A 21,144-nucleotide genomic window follows, 5' to 3' on the forward strand; every position below is an offset into this window, starting at 1 on the left:
AGACCCAAAATAAATTTAATCAAAATTAGCATTACTTGCGTTTTTTTAGTTTCCAAATACTTGCCCCTAACGCAGGTAAAGTAAAAGTTAGGGTTGCTTGATAGTCTCTCCAAGATCCCTTCCGACTCTCAGTTACAGGATTATGCTCTTTCCAAACACCACCGAAAGATTCTAATTCTGTATTCCAAATCTCTTCATAAATACCTTCTTGTGGTACACCAATGGAAAATCCTCGTCTTTCAACTGGGGTCATATTAAATACACATAAGATAAACTCACCCTTTTTATTTTTACGAGTAAAACTTAGAACCGTTTCTTGGGCATTATCTGCATCAATAATCTCAATGCCATCATAAGTATAATCATTCTGCCAAAGCATATTATGATCTAGATAAAACTGATTCAATAGTGATGTGAATGTTAACATTTTACTGTTCATCTCATCTTCAAGATTGCTCCAAACTAACTGATCATCATGTTTCCACTCTAAAAATTGACCGAATTCAGAACCCATAAAAAGTAATTTTTTCCCAGGATGACAGATTTGATAGGTTAACAGGGTCCGTAAGCCTGCAAATTGATTGTAACGATCACCCCACATTTTATGCATTAAACTTTTTTTACCATGAACCACTTCATCATGAGAAAAAGGCAAAATATAATTTTCATTGAAGCAGTACATAAAGCTAAAAGTTACTAGATTAAAATCATATTTTCGATAAAAAGGATCCATCTCGTAGAACTTAAGAATATCATTCATCCACCCCATGTTCCACTTATAGTCAAAACCGAGACCACCTTCATCAATCGATTTTGTAATGGGAATATCTGATGTTGCCTCTTCTGCAATCATCATAACATCAGGATGGTCCTTCTTGATAGCTTGAATCAGTTTCCTTAAAAAGGTAATTGCTTCAAGATTATGGTTACCACCCTCACTGTTTGGTTGCCAGGGGCCCTGATCGTAATCCAAATAAAGCATATTACTAACAGCATCTACACGTATGCCATCAATATGGAAGGTTTCTATCCAGTATAGAGCACTCGATATTAAGTAAGATTGTACTTGATTTTTTCCCAAGTCAAAATTCAATACTCCCCAGCTATAGTTATGAGCACGGTCGTAGTCCTCATATTCATAAGTCGGCGTCCCATCATAATAAGCTAGAGCATCATCATTTTGTGTAAAGTGACCGGGAACCCAATCAAGGATGACACCAATATTGTTAGCATGGCATGCCTCAACAAAATCTTGGAAGTCCTCAGGGCTACCATAAGTTGTCTCGAAACCAAAATAGGCCATCAACTGATATCCCCAACTCATTCCTAAAGGATGAGACATTAAAGGTAAGAATTCAACATGGGTATAATGCATTTCTTTTAAATAGGGAATTAGGTATTTCTTTAATTCTTTAAATTGATAAGGTTTACCATCTTGATCCTTTTTCCAAGAGTTAGCGTGTACTTCATAAATGGATACAGGACGCTCTTTAAATCCAAATCGCTTACGTCTTGCCATCCACAGAGAATCTTCCCATTTTTTAGTTTTTAAGGGCCTAACAATGGCACCTGTTCCCGGTCTATTTTCAAAACGAATAGCAAGAGGATCTAGCTTTTCAACTTCTTGACCACCTTGTCGTCTAACCAAATATTTATAGATATCTCCTTCATGAGGTAAATCTGTAAAAATTTCCCACACTCCTGCGTGATTTCTCGTCATTTCTAGCTTTTGGGAGGACCAGTCAGTAAAGTCTCCAATCAGAAAAACTGCTTCGGCATTTGGTGCCCAGACTCTAAAAATAAATCCTTTCTGACCATCCATTACTGTTTCATGAACACCAAAATAATCTTGAATTCGATAATTTTCACCCAAACCAAATGTATATAAAGCTAGTTCTTTATCCATCAGTCTCTCTTTCTTTAATTTTCTAAATAACAAGTCGGGACTAAAATAAAACAAAAAGCAACCTGAATCTTCAGGTTACTCTGTGATATCAAGGACCAATGCTGTCAATTGATCAATAAAATCGGTCTCAATTTGAAAGCGCTTATCATTTGTTACAATTATAGCACTTTGATTTTTTGATTGCAAGCGTTTTCCGAAAGATGTGAAAATGACTTGATACTTCTTTCTATCTTCCACCGTAAAGCTGATAAATCCACTATCACGCTGGGATGACTCAAGGTAGACATGCTGTCTAATCTCAGAAAATGTTTGATATGAAAAGAATTTCGTTTCCGTTTTCAATTGGATCAATTTTTTCACAAATGCTATTGTTTCTGATTCTTTTGTAACCATTTCCCAGTCAATCTGATTTACAGCATCTGGTGCATTATACGAATTCATCGCGCGTTGTAAATCTTCCTGACTTAAACAACCATCTTGACTTGTAGCAATTCTCTTGGTTCGCAAAAATTCTTGCCCTATCTGCATAAAGCAAACTCCTTGCATCAGAATAGTCATCGCTGTCGCTAACTGCACTCGTTTTCTATGTGTAGCTTGATCATCATCTGGATTAAGTGCCCAAAAGAGGTCATTTAGATTATAATTATCATGCGCTTCAACATAATTAATAACTTGATCTGGACTTAAGTAGGGAACAAGTTCATCACTTGCTAAGATTGCTTTAGCTACCACATCTTCCGTGGCTGCACCTGAGACAAATCCTCTCTCTAGATGGCCATACACTTCTGCACCTTTTATAGCATTGCGTTGATCATCATTGAAAAAACCTATACCAGGCAACTTAGCAGCATTTGCCTTTGTAGCTTTTTGTTCAGGAGAAATACCAGTTCCCATATCCCAGCCCTCGCCATATATTAAGATACGGCTATCAATCTGATTAATAGCTTGACGGATAGAGGTCATTGTCTCTATATCATGCAATCCCATTAAGTCAAAACGAAAACCATCAATATTGTACTCTGTGACCCAATATAAGATAGAATCAATCATATATTTTTGAAACATTTCCTTTTCACTAGCCGTTTCATTACCACAGCCAGAACCATTCTGAAAAGAACCATCTGGATTCATTCGATAATAATAGTCTGGAACCGTTAGTTGAAAAACTGAATCTTGTGACGAATAAGTATGATTATAAACAACATCCATGATAATATTAATACCAGCATCATGGTATGCTTGAATAGCTTCTTTCAATTCGAGAATTCGAGTAGCCGGTTCATCAGGATTACTAGTGAAACTAGCATCAGGAACATTATAATTTTCAGGATCATAACCCCAGTTATAAGCATAGTTTCCATCTTCCTCCAAAGTCTGATGATGATCAAAGATAGGTTGCAATTGGATATGTGTCACACCTAAATCTTTAACATAGTCAAAAGCACTTGCGTCTCCATAGGAATTAGTAGTACCTCCTTCAAATAGACCTTTAAACTTGCCTCTATTTTCTACACTAACTCCTGATGTTTCTGAAATCGAAAAATCTCTGACGTGCATCTCGTAAATAACCGCTTGATTGGGGTTATCAAGTCTCCACCATGCACCTTCTTTTTGTTTTACTGAAAAACCTTTTGGTCTTAAATGCTCAGGAGCAATAACAATTGACCGTTTCCCCTTTGCTGTCGTAGCAATGGTATAGGGATCACGTGTGTCATTAAAAGTCCTTTTACGATAGTGAACACGATACATATAAGCTTGATAATTTAAATCGCCATTCAGATCGATAAACCAAACTCCATGTGTATTTTGCCTATGATCATTCCTATCCTCATGCTCACCACGTATCATTGGGTAAACCGCTAAAACACTAGCATTCTCAGCGGTTGAAGAAAATAAAACAATTTCTACCGCTAGTGCCGTAGGAGCCCAAAGACGAAATTCCGTTTTTTCTTTCGAATAGGAAAAACCTAGCCAGCCCGAAAAGCCCCACTTTTGGTCGAAAGCTCTGCTATTAACAGCCATATCAAAAGCATGCGCTTCACGATTTTTGTAACAATGGCTTGCTATTGCTGCCTGTCGAGAATAATAGACAGTGTCATCACCATCTACTAACCAAACTTCGGTTTTAGGTGAACCATAAGCTCTTTCTATCCGATAATCTTTGGTTTTATAGCGCCAATAATGTTTTTTAACAATAACATATACATGATTTAAAAAATAAGGGGCATCAAAATCTAATTGTGCCACAAGGCCAAAACTATCAAAACTTGTGAAAAAGGCATCCTTTCCAAGTTCGCCATCACGCCATTTCCATAAATTGAAGTCAAAATAACTCTCATCTTTAGAATGGAAATGTACCGTAACAGCATTCTTCATTAGTTCCTAATCCCTCCATTTTTTTCTTCTAAATCTTCTACTTCATGGGCAAATTTTTGTGCAATTTCTTCTATCTCTGGTTCCCCGTCATTGATATCATAAGCATCATCAGAAATCAAATCAGTATTGGCAAAAAAAGTAATATGATTTTTGAGATTTTCGATAACAATAGGTGCATCACCACCGTATTCACCATCTAAATTAATCATCATTCTACTATCTGATTTTGGTTCAATAGAAATTTTACTCGTTTTAATATATTCAATTCGACGGTCATTAACATGTTTACCACCATCAAGCACAAGCCGAAGTAAGTGGACAATCTCAAATAAATTAGCCGTTTTGACTAGAATCAATGTAAACATCCCATCATCTAATTTTGCATCAGGAGCAATCATCTCAAACCCCCCCACAGAATTAGTAATAGCTGCAAAAATCATTGAAACTTCTCCTTCAAAAATGCCTCTGTCATGAGTGATTCTAACAGGAACATTTTTAACACGAGGTAATAATTCAACGCCTTTTGCCAAATAAGCTAGATAACCAAACATTGTTTTGAGCTGACTTGGAACACTGTAAGTTAATTCTGTTAGTGACCCCGCAGCAGCAATATTGATAAAGTATTCCTTTTCACGCGCTTTCCCAATATCCATTTTAATCGTTTGGTTCTTCCCAATTAACTTTGCAGCCTTGATAGGATTTCCCCTTGGAATCTTTAAAGCACGGGCAAAATCATTGGTCGTCCCCGTTGGGATAATGGCCATTTTAGGGCGCTTATTTAAGGGAGCGATGCCACTAACAACTTCATTAATAGTACCGTCACCACCTGCTGCGATGATTAAATCCACACCGGTCTCTGCAACACGTCTCGCTTCTTTCTGGGCTGATTTAGGCTCTGCAGTTGTTTGAAAAGCTGATGTTTCATAACCATAACTTTCTAAAATATCTAAAACATCCGCAACATTTTTCTTCATTATTTCTTGTCCAGATGTCGGATTGTAAATCAGCCTAGCTCTCTTTAGCTTTGTCATTTTTTACCTCGTCATTATAAATCCAATAACCATTGTTCATCTTCAATCCTAATACCTAACTGTTTTGCTTTATCTAGCTTAGAGCCGGAGTCGCTTCCAGCAAGAACCACATCTGTTTTTTTAGAGACACTAGATGTTACTTTAGCTCCAAGATTTTCAAGTTTAGTCTTCGCTTCGCTACGCCCCATCTCCTCTAACTTTCCAGTTAGAACAACTGTAAGACCATAAAGCGGCGCAGATTGATCTACTCTTTGGCCTAAATAACTCAGATTGAGGCCTTGAGATTTCAACTCATATAACAATTGCTGAGCCTCTGGCTTAGCAAAATATTGAGCTATGGAATTAGCAATAACATGACCCAGGCCATCTATTTGAGCAATAGTTTCTTCATCAGCTTGCATTAAGGTTTCAATATCACCAAATGTTTCTAACAAGAGACGACTTGCTTTTTCGCCAACATGTCTAATCCCCAAGCCAAAAAGAAGTTTTTCAGCCGATTTTTCTTTAGAATCAGCAATAGCAGACAATAATTTATCAGCTGATTTTTCTTTAATACCTTCTAAAGACAATAACTGTTCGCGACTGAGTCTATATATATCAGCAACGTCATGAATTAATTGAGCAGTAAAAAGTTTTTCAACTACTGCAGGTCCCAAACCAGCAATGTTCATAGCATTTCGGCTAGCAAAATGTTCCAAACTTCTTCGCATCAAGCTAGGACACAATGGATTTATGCAACGTAGGGCTACTTCATCTTCCAAGTGAGTTAAGGAACTCTGACAAGATGGACAAATATTAGGAATTACTATTGGTTCCTGATCTTTTCTTTTATCTGTTACAACACGTAAAACTGCCGGAATAATATCGCCAGCTTTATAGACAATAACAGTATCACCGACACGAATATCTTTTTGAGCAATATAGTCGACATTATGCAATGTAGCGCGACTTACTGTGGTTCCTGCAAGCTGAACTGGTGTTAAATTAGCGGTAGGTGTTACAACCCCAGTTCGTCCTATCGTCCAATCCACAGATAAAATCTCAGCTTCTTTTTCTTCAGCTGGAAATTTATACGCAATTGCCCAGCGTGGGGCTTTTACAGTAAAGCCTAACTCTTCTTGCATTGCGAGGTCAGCTACCTTAATTACTATGCCATCAATATCATAAGGCAATTGAGCACGATCTGCCTCAATTTTTTGAATAAATTGCCAAATATCTTCCATGGAAGACGATACCATGCGGTGCTTATTGACAGAAAATCCCAAGTGAGTCAATTTGTCTAATACGCCTACTTGAGTTGTTTCCTGACTGGGACTAGCTTCTTGATAGAGAAAACTTGCTAAATTTCTTTTGCCCACAATTGAGGTATCTAACTGGCGAAGGGTTCCTGCTGCTGCATTTCTAGGATTAGCAAACTCTGTTTCCCCATTTTCTTGTCTTTCGACGTTAATCATTTGAAAAGAGTGTTTAGACATATATGCCTCACCTCGAACAGTGATGTCAATAGGCTCTTTTATAATTTGTGGAATATCTTTAATTTTTTTTATGTTTTCAGTGATATTTTCCCCAACAGAGCCATCTCCCCGTGTAGCACCCGTTACTAATTTTCCACCTTTGTAATTTAAGGAAATAGATAAGCCATCAATCTTAAGCTCTGCCACATAAGTTACTGTTGGGAATTCTAATTTAATTCGCCGATCAAATGCAACTAACTCTTCTTGCGAAAAAGCATCCTGTAAACTATATAGGGGATAGGGATGTTGATATTTTTCAAAACCAGATAAAATAAGCCCACCAACTCCTTGTGTCGGGCTATCTTTTTGAATAAATTCGGGATATTCTGTTTCTAATGCTAACAATTCATGATAAAGTTTATCATATTCTTGATCACTGATAGTAGGATTATCATTTGTATAGTATTCTTGTCGATACTGATTCAAGAGATTTGTTAACTCAATAATTCTTTTTTCCATACCTTTATTCTATCATAATTCCTTTCAAATACATGATTGAGTCTACCACCTTTATAAATAAAAAACAGACTCTAATCTATTTAGAAAATCTGTCTTCAATCTAAGATCATTGACTTAAATCAATGCGCCTAGCTAATTGATTAATAATTAAAGCTCCAATGATAAGCGATGTAAATTCACCGACTGCAGTCGTAAACCATGTCATAAAGAAGGGCAACTTAGCAACAAAAACTAACTCTATTGCCACTGTAATCATAGAAGCTGCAAAAAATAAAGAAAAATAAAGGAAAGCTTTGTTTAATAATCCATTAAATATATAATCATTCTTATACTTCTCAAATAACACCACGCCTAAGGTAACAAATGCAAGGGTTGAAGTACCACCAACTAAGACATCAATTAAGCCAAAACTATAAAAGTTTGCAATTATACATCCCATGGTAACGGCAACGATGTATTTCTTGTTAAAAAAGGCTAAAAAGTTTAGCATCTCTGCCACTCTAAACTGATAGGCTCCATAAGATATAGCATTCAGAGGTGGTGTAATAGTCAGAACAACATAGAGTGCAGTCACTAGGGAAATGTGAACATAGTCACGGGTAGTATAAGATTTCATTATTTTCTCCTTTAATGTTATCAGAAATCTTTGCTAATAACATTTGTAATATGCTTGGCGAAAGGGAACTAAGCACCAAGGGTTGCATGGCAACCTTTTTAGTATACCACAAAAGAGCTGATAAAAAAAGAGAGACTATCCTTTTGTGTGGAAATTAACCTCACTATCCTGATATTGAATGTTCTAAGATGAAGTTAGCCACTCAGGCTATTAAAAAACACCACAGAGAGACATAATGTCATTCACCACAAACACATTAAAAGGACTCTGAGATGCAAGACTATTATCCCCAAAAAGGAAAACATTTAACCCTAACTGAGAGAAGAAATATTGAACGATGGCTTAAAGAAGGGTATTCAGAACGTGAAATAGCTTCTTTCAGCGACAAAATTTATTGCCAAACTTTTCAACATCCTTAATTTATCTTACTAACTCGTAACATAAATGTCATCTAGCCAATATTAGGAAGCAGATAAAAGTATTCGCCACTATTACTTATCCTGAGAGATTCTAAGAAAAGCACAAAAAACTTGGGTTTCCCCAAGTTTTTCATTTTCTACTAACCTTTAAGCTTAGTCAGTCATATTCTTTTCATGACTAACTGTAATTTCAGCACTTATTTTTTTAAGTTATAGAATGATTTAATACCTTTGTATTGAGCAACTTCACCAAGCTGATCTTCAATACGAAGCAATTGATTATATTTAGCAATACGGTCTGTACGTGACAATGAACCTGTTTTGATTTGACCAGCATTTGTTGCAACTGCGATGTCAGCAATTGTTGAATCTTCAGTTTCACCCGAACGGTGTGAAACAACTGCAGTATAGCCAGCTTCTTTTGCCATTTCAATAGCTTCAAAAGTTTCAGTTAATGTACCAATTTGGTTAACTTTGATAAGGATTGAGTTAGCTGCTTCTTCTTTGATACCACGCGCTAAATAGTCAGTATTTGTAACGAAGAAGTCGTCACCAACCAATTGAACACGTCCACCAAGACGTTCAGTAAGAGCTTTCCAACCGTCCCAGTCATTTTCATCCATACCATCTTCAATAGTGATGATTGGGTATTTGTTTACTAATTCTTCAAGGTAATCAATTTGTTCAGCAGAAGTACGGACTGCTCCACCTTCACCTTCAAATTTAGAGTAATCGTAAACACCACGTTCTTTATCGTAGAATTCTGATGAAGCACAGTCGAAACCAATCATGATTCCATTTTCGCCTGCTTCATAGCCAGCAGCTTCAATAGCTTTAAGAATAGTTTCTACACCATCTTCAGTTCCATCAAATTTAGGAGCGAAGCCACCTTCGTCACCAACAGCTGTAACAAGTCCACGTTCTTTAAGGATTTTCTTAAGAGCATGGAAAACTTCAGCACCCCAACGAAGAGCTTCTTTGAAAGTAGGTGCACCAACTGGCATAATCATAAACTCTTGGAAGGCAATCGGAGCATCAGAGTGAGAACCACCGTTGATAATGTTCATCATAGGAGTTGGAAGAACTTTAGTGTTGAATCCGCCAAGGTAAGTGTAAAGCGGAACTTCAAGGTAGTCAGCTGCTGCACGAGCTACAGCAATGGAAACACCAAGAATAGCGTTAGCACCAAGTTTACCTTTGTTAGGAGTACCGTCAAGGGCGATCATCGCACGGTCGATAGCTTGTTGATCGCGAACATCGTAACCGATGATTGCTTCAGCGATAATGTTGTTAACGTTATCAACAGCTTTTTGTGTACCAAGACCAAGGTAACGAGATTTATCACCATCACGAAGTTCAACTGCTTCGTGTTCACCAGTTGAAGCTCCTGAAGGAACCATACCACGTCCGAATGCACCTGATTCAGTATAAACTTCTACTTCAAGTGTTGGGTTACCGCGTGAGTCAAGGACTTCGCGAGCGTAAACATCAGTAATAATTGACATTATAATACTCTCCTTATGAGTTTTAATATTTTACATGTTAATAATACCACAAAAACAGAGCAGATTCAACTTAAAAAACAAGCTTATGAAAACAATCACTAACTTTCGCCTTGTTTTTTCTTGTCTTTCTGAAAACTATAGAAAGTTTCAGAATGCATATTTTAATAGCTTTTTAATCTAAAAATCAGTATAATGTTACTAAGCTTATTCCCATTTAAGGAGGATATTATGGACTCGTTAGACCAAAAATTATTAAAAAGTGCCCACGGTGAGTATCGTCTAGATCCAGATCAGCAGCGTTATTATTTAGGAACATTTGCTGAAAGAGTTCTTTTAACGATACCGCTTGAAGGTATCGAAAATGATATTGCAAAGCTGGAATTTGAACGCCTGTTACCAAGTTTGGTTGAACAATACTCACCTTTGTCATTAAAGTTGTCCTCAGAGTTAGAATCTGACTACCAAATAGCTTACATGAAATTAGCAAGTAAAAGAAATATCCCTACAACGATTGTAGATGAGATAAGCGCCCAATCACCATTTGCCATCGTTTTACATACCGACCACGCTGTCAATTTAAATGAAACTTCTATCGCATCGTCTCTATCTCAACAGAAAAACACAGAGGTCTCCAAACAAAAAAAATCTTTTTGGCAACAGTTGTTTGGGGAATAGCCAGAACGACCAAAGACATAAAACAGTCTACTGGCCGGCCTTTGAACTGAAATAATACTCATTACCAACAAATAGAAACCAGCGTACACTCTTCAATCTCCATTCTAAGATTTTTATCTTAAATTGAGATAAACAGTGCATACTGGTTTCTTTTTATAGTTTTTTAATTGAAAATGTCACTATTAGCATCTTCCTTAACATATACAAAGGTTTCGTTAGCAATAACTAATATCCTGACTCTCCAGAGCAACTCGAGCTTTGCCATCTGACAATCAATATCTGGTAACACTATATCCCATCAGAAGATTACCATCCCCTGGTCATCAAATGCCATTTCTGGATTCCAGCAAACTTCCCCCATATAGGCATCCGGATCAGCAAGGTAAGCATGAAATCCGTCCCAGAAAACACTTTTGGGTTCCTTTGAAATTCTAGCGTCAGCTCTGCAATAGGGTACAGCTCCAATTTTATACCTGCACTATTTAAAAAATAACTTCTGGACTTGTTCTTGTTTCTTTTGTTTCAAAATCCAGACCATCGCGATAAAATTTTACCGAATCTTCATGTTTCTCACACCTAGGCATATAAGGTTAATTCTATTCATTTGACAATTCTCGCTTTTCAATTAAGGGAAGCAGCTCCATTAAATCTGCTTTATTTATTTGATATGGAGCTTGCGCTTTAACGATACTCTTGGCACAAAAAGCGACTCCTAGCCCAGCTGCTTGGATCATTGGCAAATCATTGGCTCCATCTCCCATGGCGATAGTATCCGCTAATTCTAGTTGATTTTCATCAGCCCACTCTAATAAACACTGGTATTTAACATTTTTATTAACCACTTGCCCAGTGACTTGTCCCGTCAAATAACCACCACTAACCTCTAGTTTATTAGCCTTGACATAATCAAGTTTCAATTCATGGGCTAAAGGATCAATGACTTCATGAAATCCTCCAGAAACCACACCCACTTTAAAACCTTTAGCATGCATAACTTCAATTAACTCTTTAGCCCCTTTTTGTAAATGAATTTGCTGATAGACCTGTTTAAAAACTGAGACAGGTAGACCCTTTAACAGTTTAACACGCTCTCGTAATGCTTCTTCAAAATCTAGTAGGCCATTCATTGCTTGGTCAGTAATTTCTGCAATCTCCAAACCTATGCCAGCTTCTTGCCCTAGTAAATCAATCACTTCTTCTTTAATTAGGGTCGAATCAACGTCCATAAGTAGAAGACCTTTTACATCTTTCATCATTTCTCCCTCATTGCATACAATAAGCTTTCAAATACTGTTCTTATTTTACAGAAAATTATAATTAAAGGCAATATAAAAAAGTTCGAGCATTGTGCTCAAACTTTAAAATCGAATCCGTTCTTTTGTTCGTTCATAAGAATTCACAAATCTGCCGGTAACACCGGGTTCAACTGTTTCTAATGCATAAGAAATTTCATCAAATGAGGCTTGATAATCATGTTCAACCTCAAACAAATGCATAGCTACTTCAAAGGAAGATTGCACTCCAGCTTCAAAACTACGATAACGATTAGAATACTGTAATAATTGTTCTGTTAAGGTAGCATTTCCGACAACTTGGTAAGTATAATCTTCTAAGTTTGCGATTGAAGCACTTGAAATATCAGATAAACGCACGATAGCCTCGATATCTATCTTACCTTTACTTAGTTCGTCCATTAAAGCTTCGAGTTGCGTTGATGTTGTAAAGAAAACATTGAGATAATCTTGAGGAATCCCAGGTAAATTACGTTTTTCGATAAAACGCTTGATCATATGAAGTTGCGCCACAAACTTATCAGCGTCTTTGCGCGCTTTTACTTCAATGGCTTCAATATCCTTAATAGAATCAAAGACTTCAATTTGGCCTGTTTCCACAGCTCCAAGTTTTTTCAAGTATTTATCAAAAAGAACTTGCAATTCCGAATAAGGAACTTCTTGATTCGAGATATCTTTTGCTAGTTCAAGAGTATTTTCTTCAACATCTTTGATATCCTTTTCAAAAGCTTTTACATTTAAAGTTTGGTTTTCAGTAATGATATACTTACGTGATAAACGTGCCATTTCATCAGTAAGTTTTTGATTATTTTCCTTAGCATGTGCTAAGTAGGAAGGAATAATCTTACTGTCTCTTGCGACCTGTTTATGAGCCTTTATTTCACGTTCAAACAAATCATACAATGAATCGATACGTTCTTGTATATGATTATTATTTTCCCTAGCACTGTCTAAATCAAGATTGGCTAAATCAGAAGAGTTTGTCCGAATAGCTTCTCTAATTTCCTGAAAACGTGCCTCAATATTAGTCTCAGCAAAATGATAATTTTCTTCTAATAGACGACGGTAACCTGACTCAAGATCATCTAATTGGTCTGGAAAATGTGTTTCAAGTTTTTCAACAATTGCTGGAATTTGTTCTGTAATCTGACCAAGCGCAATCGTGTGCTCTTCAGCTCGATCAAGCACTTCAGAAGCCTCAACTGGGTCTCCAGAAGAATTTAAAGTGACAAACTGTGAAAATTCAGTCTCAATATTCTTCATTTGTTTGTCAATTTCAGGCTTAGTTGCGCCAAAATTATCATCATGCTCTAAGATCCATTTTTGAAGGTTTTCATATAAATCTAAAGCATGCGTCACACGAGCGCTATTTTTTTCTTCTTGTTCTTTTAGGATATCTAAAGCTTCGCGGATAGACTGAATATCTTCTTCCACTAAGTTCAACTGACTTTCGACATTGTTAATCTCATGTTTGGCACGAATAAAATTGAAAGCGTCATTCAATTTCTCAGCCTCAAACAAATGATTTTCAATATCAGCAAAAGAATTGAGGGTTAAATCAACCCATTTTTGGTTCCATTCTCTAAAAGATGTTTGACTTTGACCAATCAAATGTAAGGATTTGACTTCCTCAATTTCATCATTTACAGGTAAGCCAAATAGTTCTACTTTTCTATCTTCTAGACTACTAATCAATGACTCATTACGTTTTCTAATAATGACTCCTATTAAATAGGCAATAATCACAAGTAGGACTATAGCTACAATGAGCAAAATAATTCCGCTTGACATCTTAATCTCCTTATTTTATGCGGTGTAATCACTTTTTATTAAATACATTTCTAGATTTAGTGATAGTTCGCTACTTTATTAAAATTTATCAAAAATACATTATAACGTTTCGATTATAACATACTTTAAAGTGCTTTTCAAAGGATATTTCACTAAATATCAAGCGTACTATAGACTGCATTTTCTTCAATAAATTCACGTCGTGGCTCAACACGGTCACCCATTAACATATCAAAAACTCGATCAGCTTCAGCAGCATCGTCAACTGTTACTTTTGCCATTAAACGATTCTCAGGATCCATGGTCGTTTCCCATAATTGGTGATCATCCATTTCTCCTAAACCTTTATAACGTTGAACTGAAGGTTTTGATCGGCCGTTACTAAATTTTTCTAAAGCATCTTGTAATTGTGTTTCTTGGTTGACACCTGGCTGAATATATTCTTTTATTTCATTGCCGACTTTGACACCATAGATTGGTGGCTGAGCGATATAAACATAGCCCGCCTCAAGAACTGGACGCATAAAGCGATAAATCAAGGTTAAGAGTAGCATTCTAATATGGGCTCCATCAACATCAGCATCTGTCATGATAACTAATTTTTGATACCTTGCTTTACTTACATCAAAATCAGCTCCAAAGCCCGTTCCCATAGCCGTAAACAAACTTCTAATTTCTTCATTAGCCAAGATTTTATCCATCGTCGCTTTTTCAACATTTAATATCTTACCACGAATAGGTAAAATTGCTTGAAATTCCCGATTTCGTCCAGATTTAGCAGAACCTCCAGCAGAGTCTCCTTCGACTATAAAAAGCTCATTTTGACTGGCATCGTTAGAGGAACAGTCCGCAAGTTTTCCTGGTAAATTTGAAATTTCTAGACCTGATTTTTTACGCGTTACTTCACGCGCACGTTTTGCTGCTATCCTTGCCTTAGAGGCTAGAATACCTTTTTCAACAATTTTCCTAGCAATTTGGGGGTTTTCTAATAAGAAACGATGAAAGGCTTCACTAAACAAACGGTTTGTAATTTTGACAACCTCAGAATTCCCCAATTTTGTTTTTGTTTGACCTTCAAACTGGGGGTTTGGGTGTTTGACAGAGATTACTGCAGTTAAGCCCTCGCGCACATCTTCACCAGTCAGATTATCATCATTTTCTTTTAGAATCTTATTCTTTTTAGCATAATCATTGATTACTCTAGTTAAAGCAGTTCGGAAACCCTGCTCATGGGTTCCGCCTTCATGGGTATGAATATTATTAGCAAAACTCATGACGTTTTCATGGTAACCAGTAGTATACTGCATTGCAACTTCTACAGCAATTCCGTCCATCTCCCCATCTGTGTAAATGGGAGTTTCAATAATAACATCTTTTTTTTCATTGAGGTATTCAACATAAGAACCAATACCACCTTCATAGTGAAAATCCTTTTCTTGTTGTATACCTGAGCGTTTATCTGAGATTGATATTCTTAAACCACGATTCAAGAAAGCAAGTTCTTGTATTCTCTTAGCAAGTTTATCAAAGTTAAAAATAACCGTTTCTGTAAAAATTTCTGGATCAGGTGTAAAATGGACCGTAGTCCCTGTTAATTCAGTTTCTCCAATAATCTTCAAGTCATCAACAACAACTCCGCGTTTAAATTCTTGATAATGAATTTGACCATTTTTGTAGACTCTGACATCTAATTGGGTTGATAAAGCATTAACAACTGATGAGCCAACACCGTGCAAACCACCAGAGACTTTATAACCACCTCCGCCAAATTTACCACCGGCGTGTAAAACAGTAAATACTGTCTCAACCGCTGGTCTTCCAGTCTTAGCTTGAATATCTACGGGAATCCCACGACCATCGTCAATAACAGTGATGGAGTTATCTTCCTCGATAAAAACCTCGATATGGCTAGCAAACCCAGCCAAGGCCTCATCAATAGAATTATCGACAATCTCCCAAACCAGGTGATGCAAGCCTTCAGATGAAGTTGATCCAATATACATTCCTGGACGCATGCGAACAGCTTCTAATCCTTCTAAAACTTGAATTTGGCTGGCGTCATACTCTTGTACATTGTCTTCTAACGGTTTGTTTTCTTCAATCATTTAATTTACTATCTCCAATAATGACTTATTTTCATCAACAAGCAAAGTATCAAAATTTGCGGCTTGTCCTGCTTGGCAATCAATGGGACGATCTCCAATGACCAAAGCATTGTGAATATGGTATTTTTCTTTTAAGTAGAGAATACTTTCGGGGTTGGGCTTACGTGCAAAACCATTGTTTGCGGTCACAACCTCAGTAAAATATTGCTTCAAATGAGCTTTTTCCAAGAGATGTAACACTTGATTATCACGATGAGAGACTAAAAAATTACGTTTCCCATCTTCCACTATCTTTTTGAGTATTTCTTTAGCTCCAGCACGCCAAATAGGATTGGACAAAGCCATTGCTTCATTTAGTTTATAATCATTAAGAAACTGGCTCTCAAAAGGTGCAAAGTAGTTAACTGCAGCTTCTGTCGACTCTTTTAATTTGGCATAAACAGCTTTATGGCTCCCAGAAAGATGATAAGTAGCCAAAGTTTCCACGAATGCTTGGGTAGAAGTCTCATAATTATCTAAAAGAGTGCCACCTAAGTCCCAAATGTAATCTTCGTAATTCATAACCCTAATTATAACATATTTTACCCCCATTTTATAGTATGAAAGTAAAATAAAAGGATTGTCTAGTTATTACACAAACGTAATACAGACAATCACAATTTTTAGTAGTCGTAACGATAACTTCTTCTTAATTGTTGTTCGCTTTCAATTTCACCCGCTAACACATGTTGATAATTCATAGACAGAATCAAACCAACACCAATGAGATTGGAAATTAAAGCAGAGCCACCTTGTGAAATAAAGGGCAAGGGAATTCCTGTCAGTGGTAAAATTCCGATAGCAGCGCCTATATTTTCAAAAATATGAAAGAGAATCATCATGATAAAGCCGGTTGAAATATAGGTGTAGAAAAGATTGTTAGATTCGAATGTAACTTTTAACATTCTATATATTAAAAGGAGGTAGAGCATTAACAAAATTGCAGATCCAATAAAGCCAAAATTTTCAGCAATTACAGTGAAAATCATATCACTTTCTCTCACAGGAATTGGTAAATCTAAGTGATTAAAACCCTTTCCAAAAATTCCTCCACTTCCTATGGAAATCATGCTTTGTGTTTGCTGGTAAGCAATAGTTTCAGAATACTTAAATGGCGTTAAGAAAGCTGAAATCCGGTTGATTTGATAAGCATCCATTCCCATCTTAAAGAAAAAGTCCTTGCCTTGAGGGAGGATGAAAACTAGAAAAAAAGTTACAATGGATGATAAAATGCCAAAAGCAATCGGTAAAATAAGCCACCAAGAAATACCAGAGATTAACACGACTCCAATCAAGATAGCCAGAAAAACCATAGCTGTCCCTAAGTCTTTTTGTAAACCCAAGAGAACCATCACAGGTAGAGTTAATAAAAGATACAAGCCTAGAAGTTTCCAATCGTCCTTAAAGGTTAATCTTTCTTCTTTCCCCTTAAACCATACGGTTAGACGAGCCAAAACTAGAATATAAGAAATTTTCATAAATTCTGACGGTTGAAAAAGAGTTACAGAGCCAATAGTAATCCAATTCCTAGCGCCAGTAGCAGCGACTAGCTGTGGGCTATTAAAAAATAGAGGTAAAATCATCAAAACAAGCCCTAAAGCATAAAGAAAAGGCGTCAGCTTCCATAAAAACCTGGTACTAAAAAACATGAGAACAAAGGCAAATAAGGACCCAAAACCTATCCATAAGAACTGCTGAACCATAACTTTAGTCAAATTTTTAGGATAATCATGATAGGTTGCCACATAAACAGCCAGAAGACCAATCAATAGTAAACAAAAAACGGGAGTGATAATGCCATAGTCAATTTTATGATCAAGGCTTCTATTATGATATGCCATTTTATCCTACTTTCTATATTATCGAACCACTTTAGATTACAGTACGAAGAGAAGATTTCCTTAACACGAAAAAATGAAAAAAGGACCAAACATTTGGTCACTATTAACAATTTTCACAAATGGCCCCTGCAGGACACTAACACTATTGTACAGTATAGTTCAAAATAGTTCAACACTTAAATTTAATGCGCTTTTATATAGTAGGAAGTTCAAAATAGTTTTATTTTTAATCCATTTTGCCCCTTTTCTGCACCCTTTTATAATTCCATTTCAACCGCCATAATTAAAAAAGTCCGTTTCACAAGACTTAAAATAAAAACCAGTGCTCCTCAGCCCATTTAAAAAAACTCATCAGGGTTGTCACGCTTCCATTTTGCAAACTTTACGATTAATTCTGTCATTTTTATTCCTCCTATTTTATTATTCGAAAAGTATTTTAAAAATATTATTTCGAATTTATATTAGGAGACTTCATTACCAAGCAAAAACCCCCTTACTTGAAGTAAGGAGGCAATAAAAATAATGAAATTTATCTTATTGGTTATTATCTGGAAGAGCCTTATCTAATTCTTGGCGCATGTCGGAAGCTGTTTTGTTATTATACCGAATTTCCATCTGCCAGTAGCGGTAAATTGAATTATAAGTACTTACATCCCATTTAATTTGACGATCATACTCATCAAGAATATTTTTGATACTAAGACTTGATAAACGATTGCTATTAGCACTAACTGTCTTCTCTGCACTTAAGGTAATACCAGTAGTTAACAACGCCAATACACTAACAAATAATAATTTCTTTTTCATATAAATTAAAATACAACTCTCTTTCTATAATTTCACATGTCGACACATGCTTGATTATATACTTTAAATAAAATTAAATCAATTTTATTTTTTTGTAATTTTATAAATAATTGAACAAACCGCCCTCAATTAAGAGAGCGGTGATTTTTACATTAAACACTATTTATGGAGTTCTCCTTGTTTTTATTTTAAACTCCCCCAAAGACTGATACGATTCCCTTCTTCATCAGTCTGACCAATGGCCATATAATTTCGCTTGCCAGAACCGCCGATATAGCTTATCCATCGATAACCGTTTGCTGAACCTTTGCTATCGTAAGTTACAGATTGACCTCTTTTATAAGTTGCGACCACTTCTCCATTTAAATTAGGTGCTCGACGAACGTTGATTACATCTGCTTCTACTGTAAAAGTTCCGTTTTCTGGAATTAGCTCAACCCCATCAGTTGTTTTAGATTGTAAAGTTTTTTGTGCTTGCGGTTGAGAGTTTTTTGCATAAGGCGGGTAGAACCAGCCAACGACACCAGTAAAATCACGAATATTGAAACGTGCTGGCGCTCCTACTTCCAAAGCATCTGCATTCCCATCGATGTTTTGCTCTACAGTACGCATAGCATAACCATCGCTGTCGGCAATAACAACTCCTGTGTGCCCGTATGGATGAGCAGAAACAGTCATTACAAAAACGGCTCCTGCTTTTGGATTTGCATCTGTTGGCATATAATGCACTTCCCAGCCAGTCCCTGAAGCCGAATTTAATAGGTCAAGAGCATTACCCCACAAATCTACGCCAAACCAATTTTTTGCGATAAAACAAGGCAAATCTGCGCACTGCGTGCCATACATGCCATCTTTATCAACACCCATACCAGAATTTGCAAGATCGATACAGTATTTTACAATTTCGTCCGCTGTTGTCATTGTTACCTCCTTATTATTTTTATGGACTTCCTCATCCCATTTTTGTAAGTCGTTTTCCTCAATCAGCTGTATAAGCAGTTCTGCATAGCCACTTGCAGTCGCATAACCCGCATCTTTTATGGCATGACAAGCTTTTTTATAATCAGTCTCACCGATAACTGCTTGATATCGTGGATTATCGTTTAAAAATTTACCGTGGTCGACAATGCTATCAGTCCAACTGTCGTAAGCTCTAAAACTATCTACTATATCAGTCATAACCCCTGACTGATACTCCTCCTGAGTTTTGGAGTTAAACGACTTACCAGTCCAGCTTGCGTCTGCCTTAATCCCAAACAGAGCGTTATGTGGTGCATGTTTACCCCACCCGCTCTCTAATATTGCTTGTGCAGCTGTTAAAGAGGGGAGAATTTTGTATTGCTCCCACCCTTTTAGACAGCCATTTTTTATATCATCTAAAAATGACATATTATTGACCTTTCCAATTGTCGTTCATCCTTTTCACAGCTGCTTCAATAAACATTTCCATGTCTTGATTGCTTAAATAAATATTATGCTTAGATAATTCATTTTGCATGCTGATTTTAGCTTCTGTGAGCTTGTCTATACCTTTGATATCTTTGTCGTATGCAATCTGTTCTACAGCTTCGACTGCGTTTTTTGCGACGATTTCGGCGATTTTAACAGACTTTTCCCCACCCTTTTTGAGCAAGTACTCTTTAACATATTTAACTAAAATACCAATAACAATAGTAATAATTGTCATTGATGCGGTAACGACTGTTTGTTGTAATTCTTCCATTGTTCTATACTCCTTTTAATGTCGATTTGATTTCATTTATGTCAGATGTCAAGTTCTTGATTTGCTCTGACAATACTTGTAGTGTTTGGTTTTGTTGTTCTACGGTCTCCATGCGTCGATTTAATTGTCTAGCATCTACTTTTAAATGTTCAACCTCTGATTTAAGCAAAGTGATATCAGTAGCTTGTTTAATTGACTTACTGTTAAACATATTATAAATAGTCATGATTCCGACACCAAAGCTGACAACACCGAAAATGATATCTGTTGTCATAAATTACCTCTTATTCAACTTTCTGATCTAATAGCTCTTTTACCGCATCACGTAAATTAAATAATTTTGGTACATCTTCAAAGTCGCAAATCCCATTTGCAACACGGCGATACCAAACATCAACGATAAAGTGTTTTGTTGTAAATTTCATAGTAAATTCTCCTTTTTTGATCATGTAAAATATAGTTGTTATAGTGTTTAATGTCTTTTCCATCAAATTGTACCTACAGACGATGCTAGCGTTGTCGTCACTAGCTCTGTCAATTCGACGACTGCTTTATCAACTTTTGCTTGCATATCTATAGTAGCTTTAGCCATTTTTTCCATTGCTGTATCTACTTCTGTCAGTTTTTTTGTTACTGATTCTTTATCGACTTTAAGTTGTTCGATATCTTTAACTGACTCTAAAATGGCAAAGTTGACAACATTTTCTTTTGCAAACGTATCAAGTACTAGTTTGATAAGCTCCTGATTCTCTTTTTCTGTGTGATTTCCTGTTAAAATTTGTGGCAGATATGTTCCATCATCAGCTTGTAATCGGACGTCGGTTTTTACGAGTACGCCATCCTCATAAATGCCAAAAGGTTTTCCAACAACTGTCCATTGCTTCATTCTAGTCACCTTCTCCCTCTTTACTTACTTCTGCTAATTGTGTTTGTAATGCTGATACATCTTGTCTCAATTGTTCATTTTGAGCTTGCAAAGTCGCTTTGTCTAACGATAATTGTGCAATTTGTAAAGCTAAATTTGATTTAATTTGTTCGTCCATTT

19 protein-coding genes, 1 pseudogene and 1 riboswitch are annotated in these 21,144 nt (G+C 36.4%); of the genes and pseudogenes, 2 read left to right on the forward strand and 18 right to left on the reverse strand.

Translation table 11 applies throughout. The features are described from left to right. Nucleotides 1-31 precede the first annotated feature (31 nt). The 5 genes from glgB to FGK96_RS05865 form a co-directional block, all read right to left on the reverse strand. Complete coding sequence (gene glgB / locus FGK96_RS05845; RefSeq protein ID WP_138082202.1) at nucleotides 32-1,906, reverse strand: 1,4-alpha-glucan branching protein GlgB; 1,875 nt, start codon at nucleotides 1,904-1,906, stop codon at nucleotides 32-34. 75 nt (nucleotides 1,907-1,981) lie between these two features. Continuing rightward, complete coding sequence (gene pulA, locus FGK96_RS05850; RefSeq protein WP_138082204.1) at nucleotides 1,982-4,282, reverse strand: type I pullulanase; 2,301 nt, start codon at nucleotides 4,280-4,282, stop codon at nucleotides 1,982-1,984. Then, nucleotides 4,282-5,313, reverse strand: a complete 1,032-nt coding sequence (locus FGK96_RS05855) for a diacylglycerol kinase family lipid kinase (protein WP_138082206.1) — start codon at nucleotides 5,311-5,313, stop codon at nucleotides 4,282-4,284. The genes pulA and FGK96_RS05855 overlap by 1 nt, the downstream gene beginning before the upstream one ends. A gap of 14 nt (nucleotides 5,314-5,327) precedes the next feature. Then, entirely contained in the window at nucleotides 5,328-7,286 is a 1,959-nt protein-coding gene (gene ligA, locus FGK96_RS05860; RefSeq protein ID WP_138082208.1) for an NAD-dependent DNA ligase LigA, read from the reverse strand. A gap of 106 nt (nucleotides 7,287-7,392) precedes the next feature. Further along, nucleotides 7,393-7,902, reverse strand: a complete 510-nt coding sequence (locus FGK96_RS05865) for a QueT transporter family protein (protein ID WP_138082210.1) — start codon at nucleotides 7,900-7,902, stop codon at nucleotides 7,393-7,395. Continuing rightward, nucleotides 7,900-8,013: riboswitch (PreQ1 riboswitch) on the reverse strand. (Overlaps the previous gene by 3 nt.) A 161-nt stretch (nucleotides 8,014-8,174) precedes the next feature. On the opposite strand from FGK96_RS05865, the pseudogene FGK96_RS05870 reads away from it, so the two are divergent. Next, nucleotides 8,175-8,276, forward strand: a pseudogene (locus FGK96_RS05870) (helix-turn-helix domain-containing protein); the annotation flags it as partial. 242 nt (nucleotides 8,277-8,518) lie between these two features. Here FGK96_RS05870 and eno read toward each other — a convergent pair. Next, nucleotides 8,519-9,826 (reverse strand): surface-displayed alpha-enolase, encoded by a 1,308-nt coding sequence (gene eno / locus FGK96_RS05875; protein WP_003082749.1) that lies wholly within the window; start codon nucleotides 9,824-9,826, stop codon nucleotides 8,519-8,521. A 228-nt stretch (nucleotides 9,827-10,054) separates the two neighbouring features. Between eno and FGK96_RS05880 the strand changes: the two genes are divergently transcribed. Beyond that, nucleotides 10,055-10,501, forward strand: a complete 447-nt coding sequence (locus tag FGK96_RS05880) for a YueI family protein (RefSeq protein ID WP_138082212.1) — start codon at nucleotides 10,055-10,057, stop codon at nucleotides 10,499-10,501. A 596-nt stretch (nucleotides 10,502-11,097) separates the two neighbouring features. Here the strand turns inward: FGK96_RS05880 and serB are convergent. The 12 genes from serB to FGK96_RS10460 form a co-directional block, all read right to left on the reverse strand. Beyond that, entirely contained in the window at nucleotides 11,098-11,754 is a 657-nt protein-coding gene (gene serB / locus FGK96_RS05890; protein ID WP_232045801.1) for a phosphoserine phosphatase SerB, read from the reverse strand. 105 nt (nucleotides 11,755-11,859) lie between these two features. Beyond that, complete coding sequence (gene ezrA / locus FGK96_RS05895) at nucleotides 11,860-13,584, reverse strand: septation ring formation regulator EzrA (protein ID WP_138082216.1); 1,725 nt, start codon at nucleotides 13,582-13,584, stop codon at nucleotides 11,860-11,862. A 152-nt stretch (nucleotides 13,585-13,736) separates the two neighbouring features. After that, entirely contained in the window at nucleotides 13,737-15,689 is a 1,953-nt protein-coding gene (gyrB, locus tag FGK96_RS05900) for a DNA topoisomerase (ATP-hydrolyzing) subunit B (RefSeq protein ID WP_138082218.1), read from the reverse strand. Then, nucleotides 15,690-16,250, reverse strand: coding sequence for an HAD-IA family hydrolase (locus tag FGK96_RS05905; protein ID WP_138082220.1), 561 nt, complete (start codon nucleotides 16,248-16,250; stop codon nucleotides 15,690-15,692). A 101-nt stretch (nucleotides 16,251-16,351) separates the two neighbouring features. Beyond that, complete coding sequence (locus tag FGK96_RS05910) at nucleotides 16,352-17,569, reverse strand: FtsW/RodA/SpoVE family cell cycle protein (RefSeq protein WP_138082222.1); 1,218 nt, start codon at nucleotides 17,567-17,569, stop codon at nucleotides 16,352-16,354. Nucleotides 17,570-18,103: 534 nt separating this feature from the next. After that, on the reverse strand, nucleotides 18,104-18,340 hold the full coding sequence (locus tag FGK96_RS05915; RefSeq protein ID WP_232045802.1) for a hypothetical protein: 237 nt from the start codon (nucleotides 18,338-18,340) through the stop codon (nucleotides 18,104-18,106). Nucleotides 18,341-18,559: 219 nt separating this feature from the next. Further along, the gene (locus tag FGK96_RS05920; protein ID WP_138082226.1) at nucleotides 18,560-19,765 is read right to left on the reverse strand and encodes a glucosaminidase domain-containing protein; all 1,206 of its coding nucleotides are present in this window, start codon (nucleotides 19,763-19,765) and stop codon (nucleotides 18,560-18,562) included. 1 nt (nucleotide 19,766) lies between these two features. Then, on the reverse strand, nucleotides 19,767-20,099 hold the full coding sequence (locus FGK96_RS05925; protein WP_138082228.1) for a phage holin: 333 nt from the start codon (nucleotides 20,097-20,099) through the stop codon (nucleotides 19,767-19,769). Between the two features lie 4 nt (nucleotides 20,100-20,103). Next, nucleotides 20,104-20,373 (reverse strand): DUF7365 family protein, encoded by a 270-nt coding sequence (locus tag FGK96_RS05930; RefSeq protein WP_138082230.1) that lies wholly within the window; start codon nucleotides 20,371-20,373, stop codon nucleotides 20,104-20,106. A gap of 10 nt (nucleotides 20,374-20,383) precedes the next feature. Next, nucleotides 20,384-20,524 (reverse strand): hypothetical protein, encoded by a 141-nt coding sequence (locus FGK96_RS10455; protein ID WP_172601602.1) that lies wholly within the window; start codon nucleotides 20,522-20,524, stop codon nucleotides 20,384-20,386. Between the two features lie 62 nt (nucleotides 20,525-20,586). Next, nucleotides 20,587-20,985 (reverse strand): DUF1366 domain-containing protein, encoded by a 399-nt coding sequence (locus FGK96_RS05935; RefSeq protein WP_138082232.1) that lies wholly within the window; start codon nucleotides 20,983-20,985, stop codon nucleotides 20,587-20,589. Between the two features lies 1 nt (nucleotide 20,986). Then, nucleotides 20,987-21,142, reverse strand: a complete 156-nt coding sequence (locus FGK96_RS10460) for a hypothetical protein (RefSeq protein ID WP_172601603.1) — start codon at nucleotides 21,140-21,142, stop codon at nucleotides 20,987-20,989. Nucleotides 21,143-21,144 lie beyond the last annotated feature (2 nt).

The sequence above is a fragment of the Streptococcus porcinus genome, from assembly GCF_901542335.1.
GTDB lineage: Bacteria > Bacillota > Bacilli > Lactobacillales > Streptococcaceae > Streptococcus > Streptococcus porcinus_A.

Bases quoted from the DNA above. Each gene is read 5' to 3' on its own strand.
- glgB (WP_138082202.1), bottom strand. From the start codon at position 1,906: ATGGATAAAGAACTAGCTTTATATACATTTGGTTTGGGTGAAAATTAT.
- pulA (WP_138082204.1), bottom strand. From the start codon at position 4,282: ATGAAGAATGCTGTTACGGTACATTTCCATTCTAAAGATGAGAGTTAT.
- FGK96_RS05855 (WP_138082206.1), bottom strand. From the start codon at position 5,313: ATGACAAAGCTAAAGAGAGCTAGGCTGATTTACAATCCGACATCTGGA.
- ligA (WP_138082208.1), bottom strand. From the start codon at position 7,286: ATGGAAAAAAGAATTATTGAGTTAACAAATCTCTTGAATCAGTATCGA.
- FGK96_RS05865 (WP_138082210.1), bottom strand. From the start codon at position 7,902: ATGAAATCTTATACTACCCGTGACTATGTTCACATTTCCCTAGTGACT.
- eno (WP_003082749.1), bottom strand. From the start codon at position 9,826: ATGTCAATTATTACTGATGTTTACGCTCGCGAAGTCCTTGACTCACGC.
- FGK96_RS05880 (WP_138082212.1), top strand. From the start codon at position 10,055: ATGGACTCGTTAGACCAAAAATTATTAAAAAGTGCCCACGGTGAGTAT.
- serB (WP_232045801.1), bottom strand. From the start codon at position 11,754: ATGAAAGATGTAAAAGGTCTTCTACTTATGGACGTTGATTCGACCCTA.
- ezrA (WP_138082216.1), bottom strand. From the start codon at position 13,584: ATGTCAAGCGGAATTATTTTGCTCATTGTAGCTATAGTCCTACTTGTG.
- gyrB (WP_138082218.1), bottom strand. From the start codon at position 15,689: ATGATTGAAGAAAACAAACCGTTAGAAGACAATGTACAAGAGTATGAC.
- FGK96_RS05905 (WP_138082220.1), bottom strand. From the start codon at position 16,250: ATGAATTACGAAGATTACATTTGGGACTTAGGTGGCACTCTTTTAGAT.
- FGK96_RS05910 (WP_138082222.1), bottom strand. From the start codon at position 17,569: ATGGCATATCATAATAGAAGCCTTGATCATAAAATTGACTATGGCATT.
- FGK96_RS05920 (WP_138082226.1), bottom strand. From the start codon at position 19,765: ATGTCATTTTTAGATGATATAAAAAATGGCTGTCTAAAAGGGTGGGAG.
- FGK96_RS05925 (WP_138082228.1), bottom strand. From the start codon at position 20,099: ATGGAAGAATTACAACAAACAGTCGTTACCGCATCAATGACAATTATT.
- FGK96_RS05930 (WP_138082230.1), bottom strand. From the start codon at position 20,373: ATGACAACAGATATCATTTTCGGTGTTGTCAGCTTTGGTGTCGGAATC.
- FGK96_RS10455 (WP_172601602.1), bottom strand. From the start codon at position 20,524: ATGAAATTTACAACAAAACACTTTATCGTTGATGTTTGGTATCGCCGT.
- FGK96_RS05935 (WP_138082232.1), bottom strand. From the start codon at position 20,985: ATGAAGCAATGGACAGTTGTTGGAAAACCTTTTGGCATTTATGAGGAT.
- FGK96_RS10460 (WP_172601603.1), bottom strand. From the start codon at position 21,142: ATGGACGAACAAATTAAATCAAATTTAGCTTTACAAATTGCACAATTA.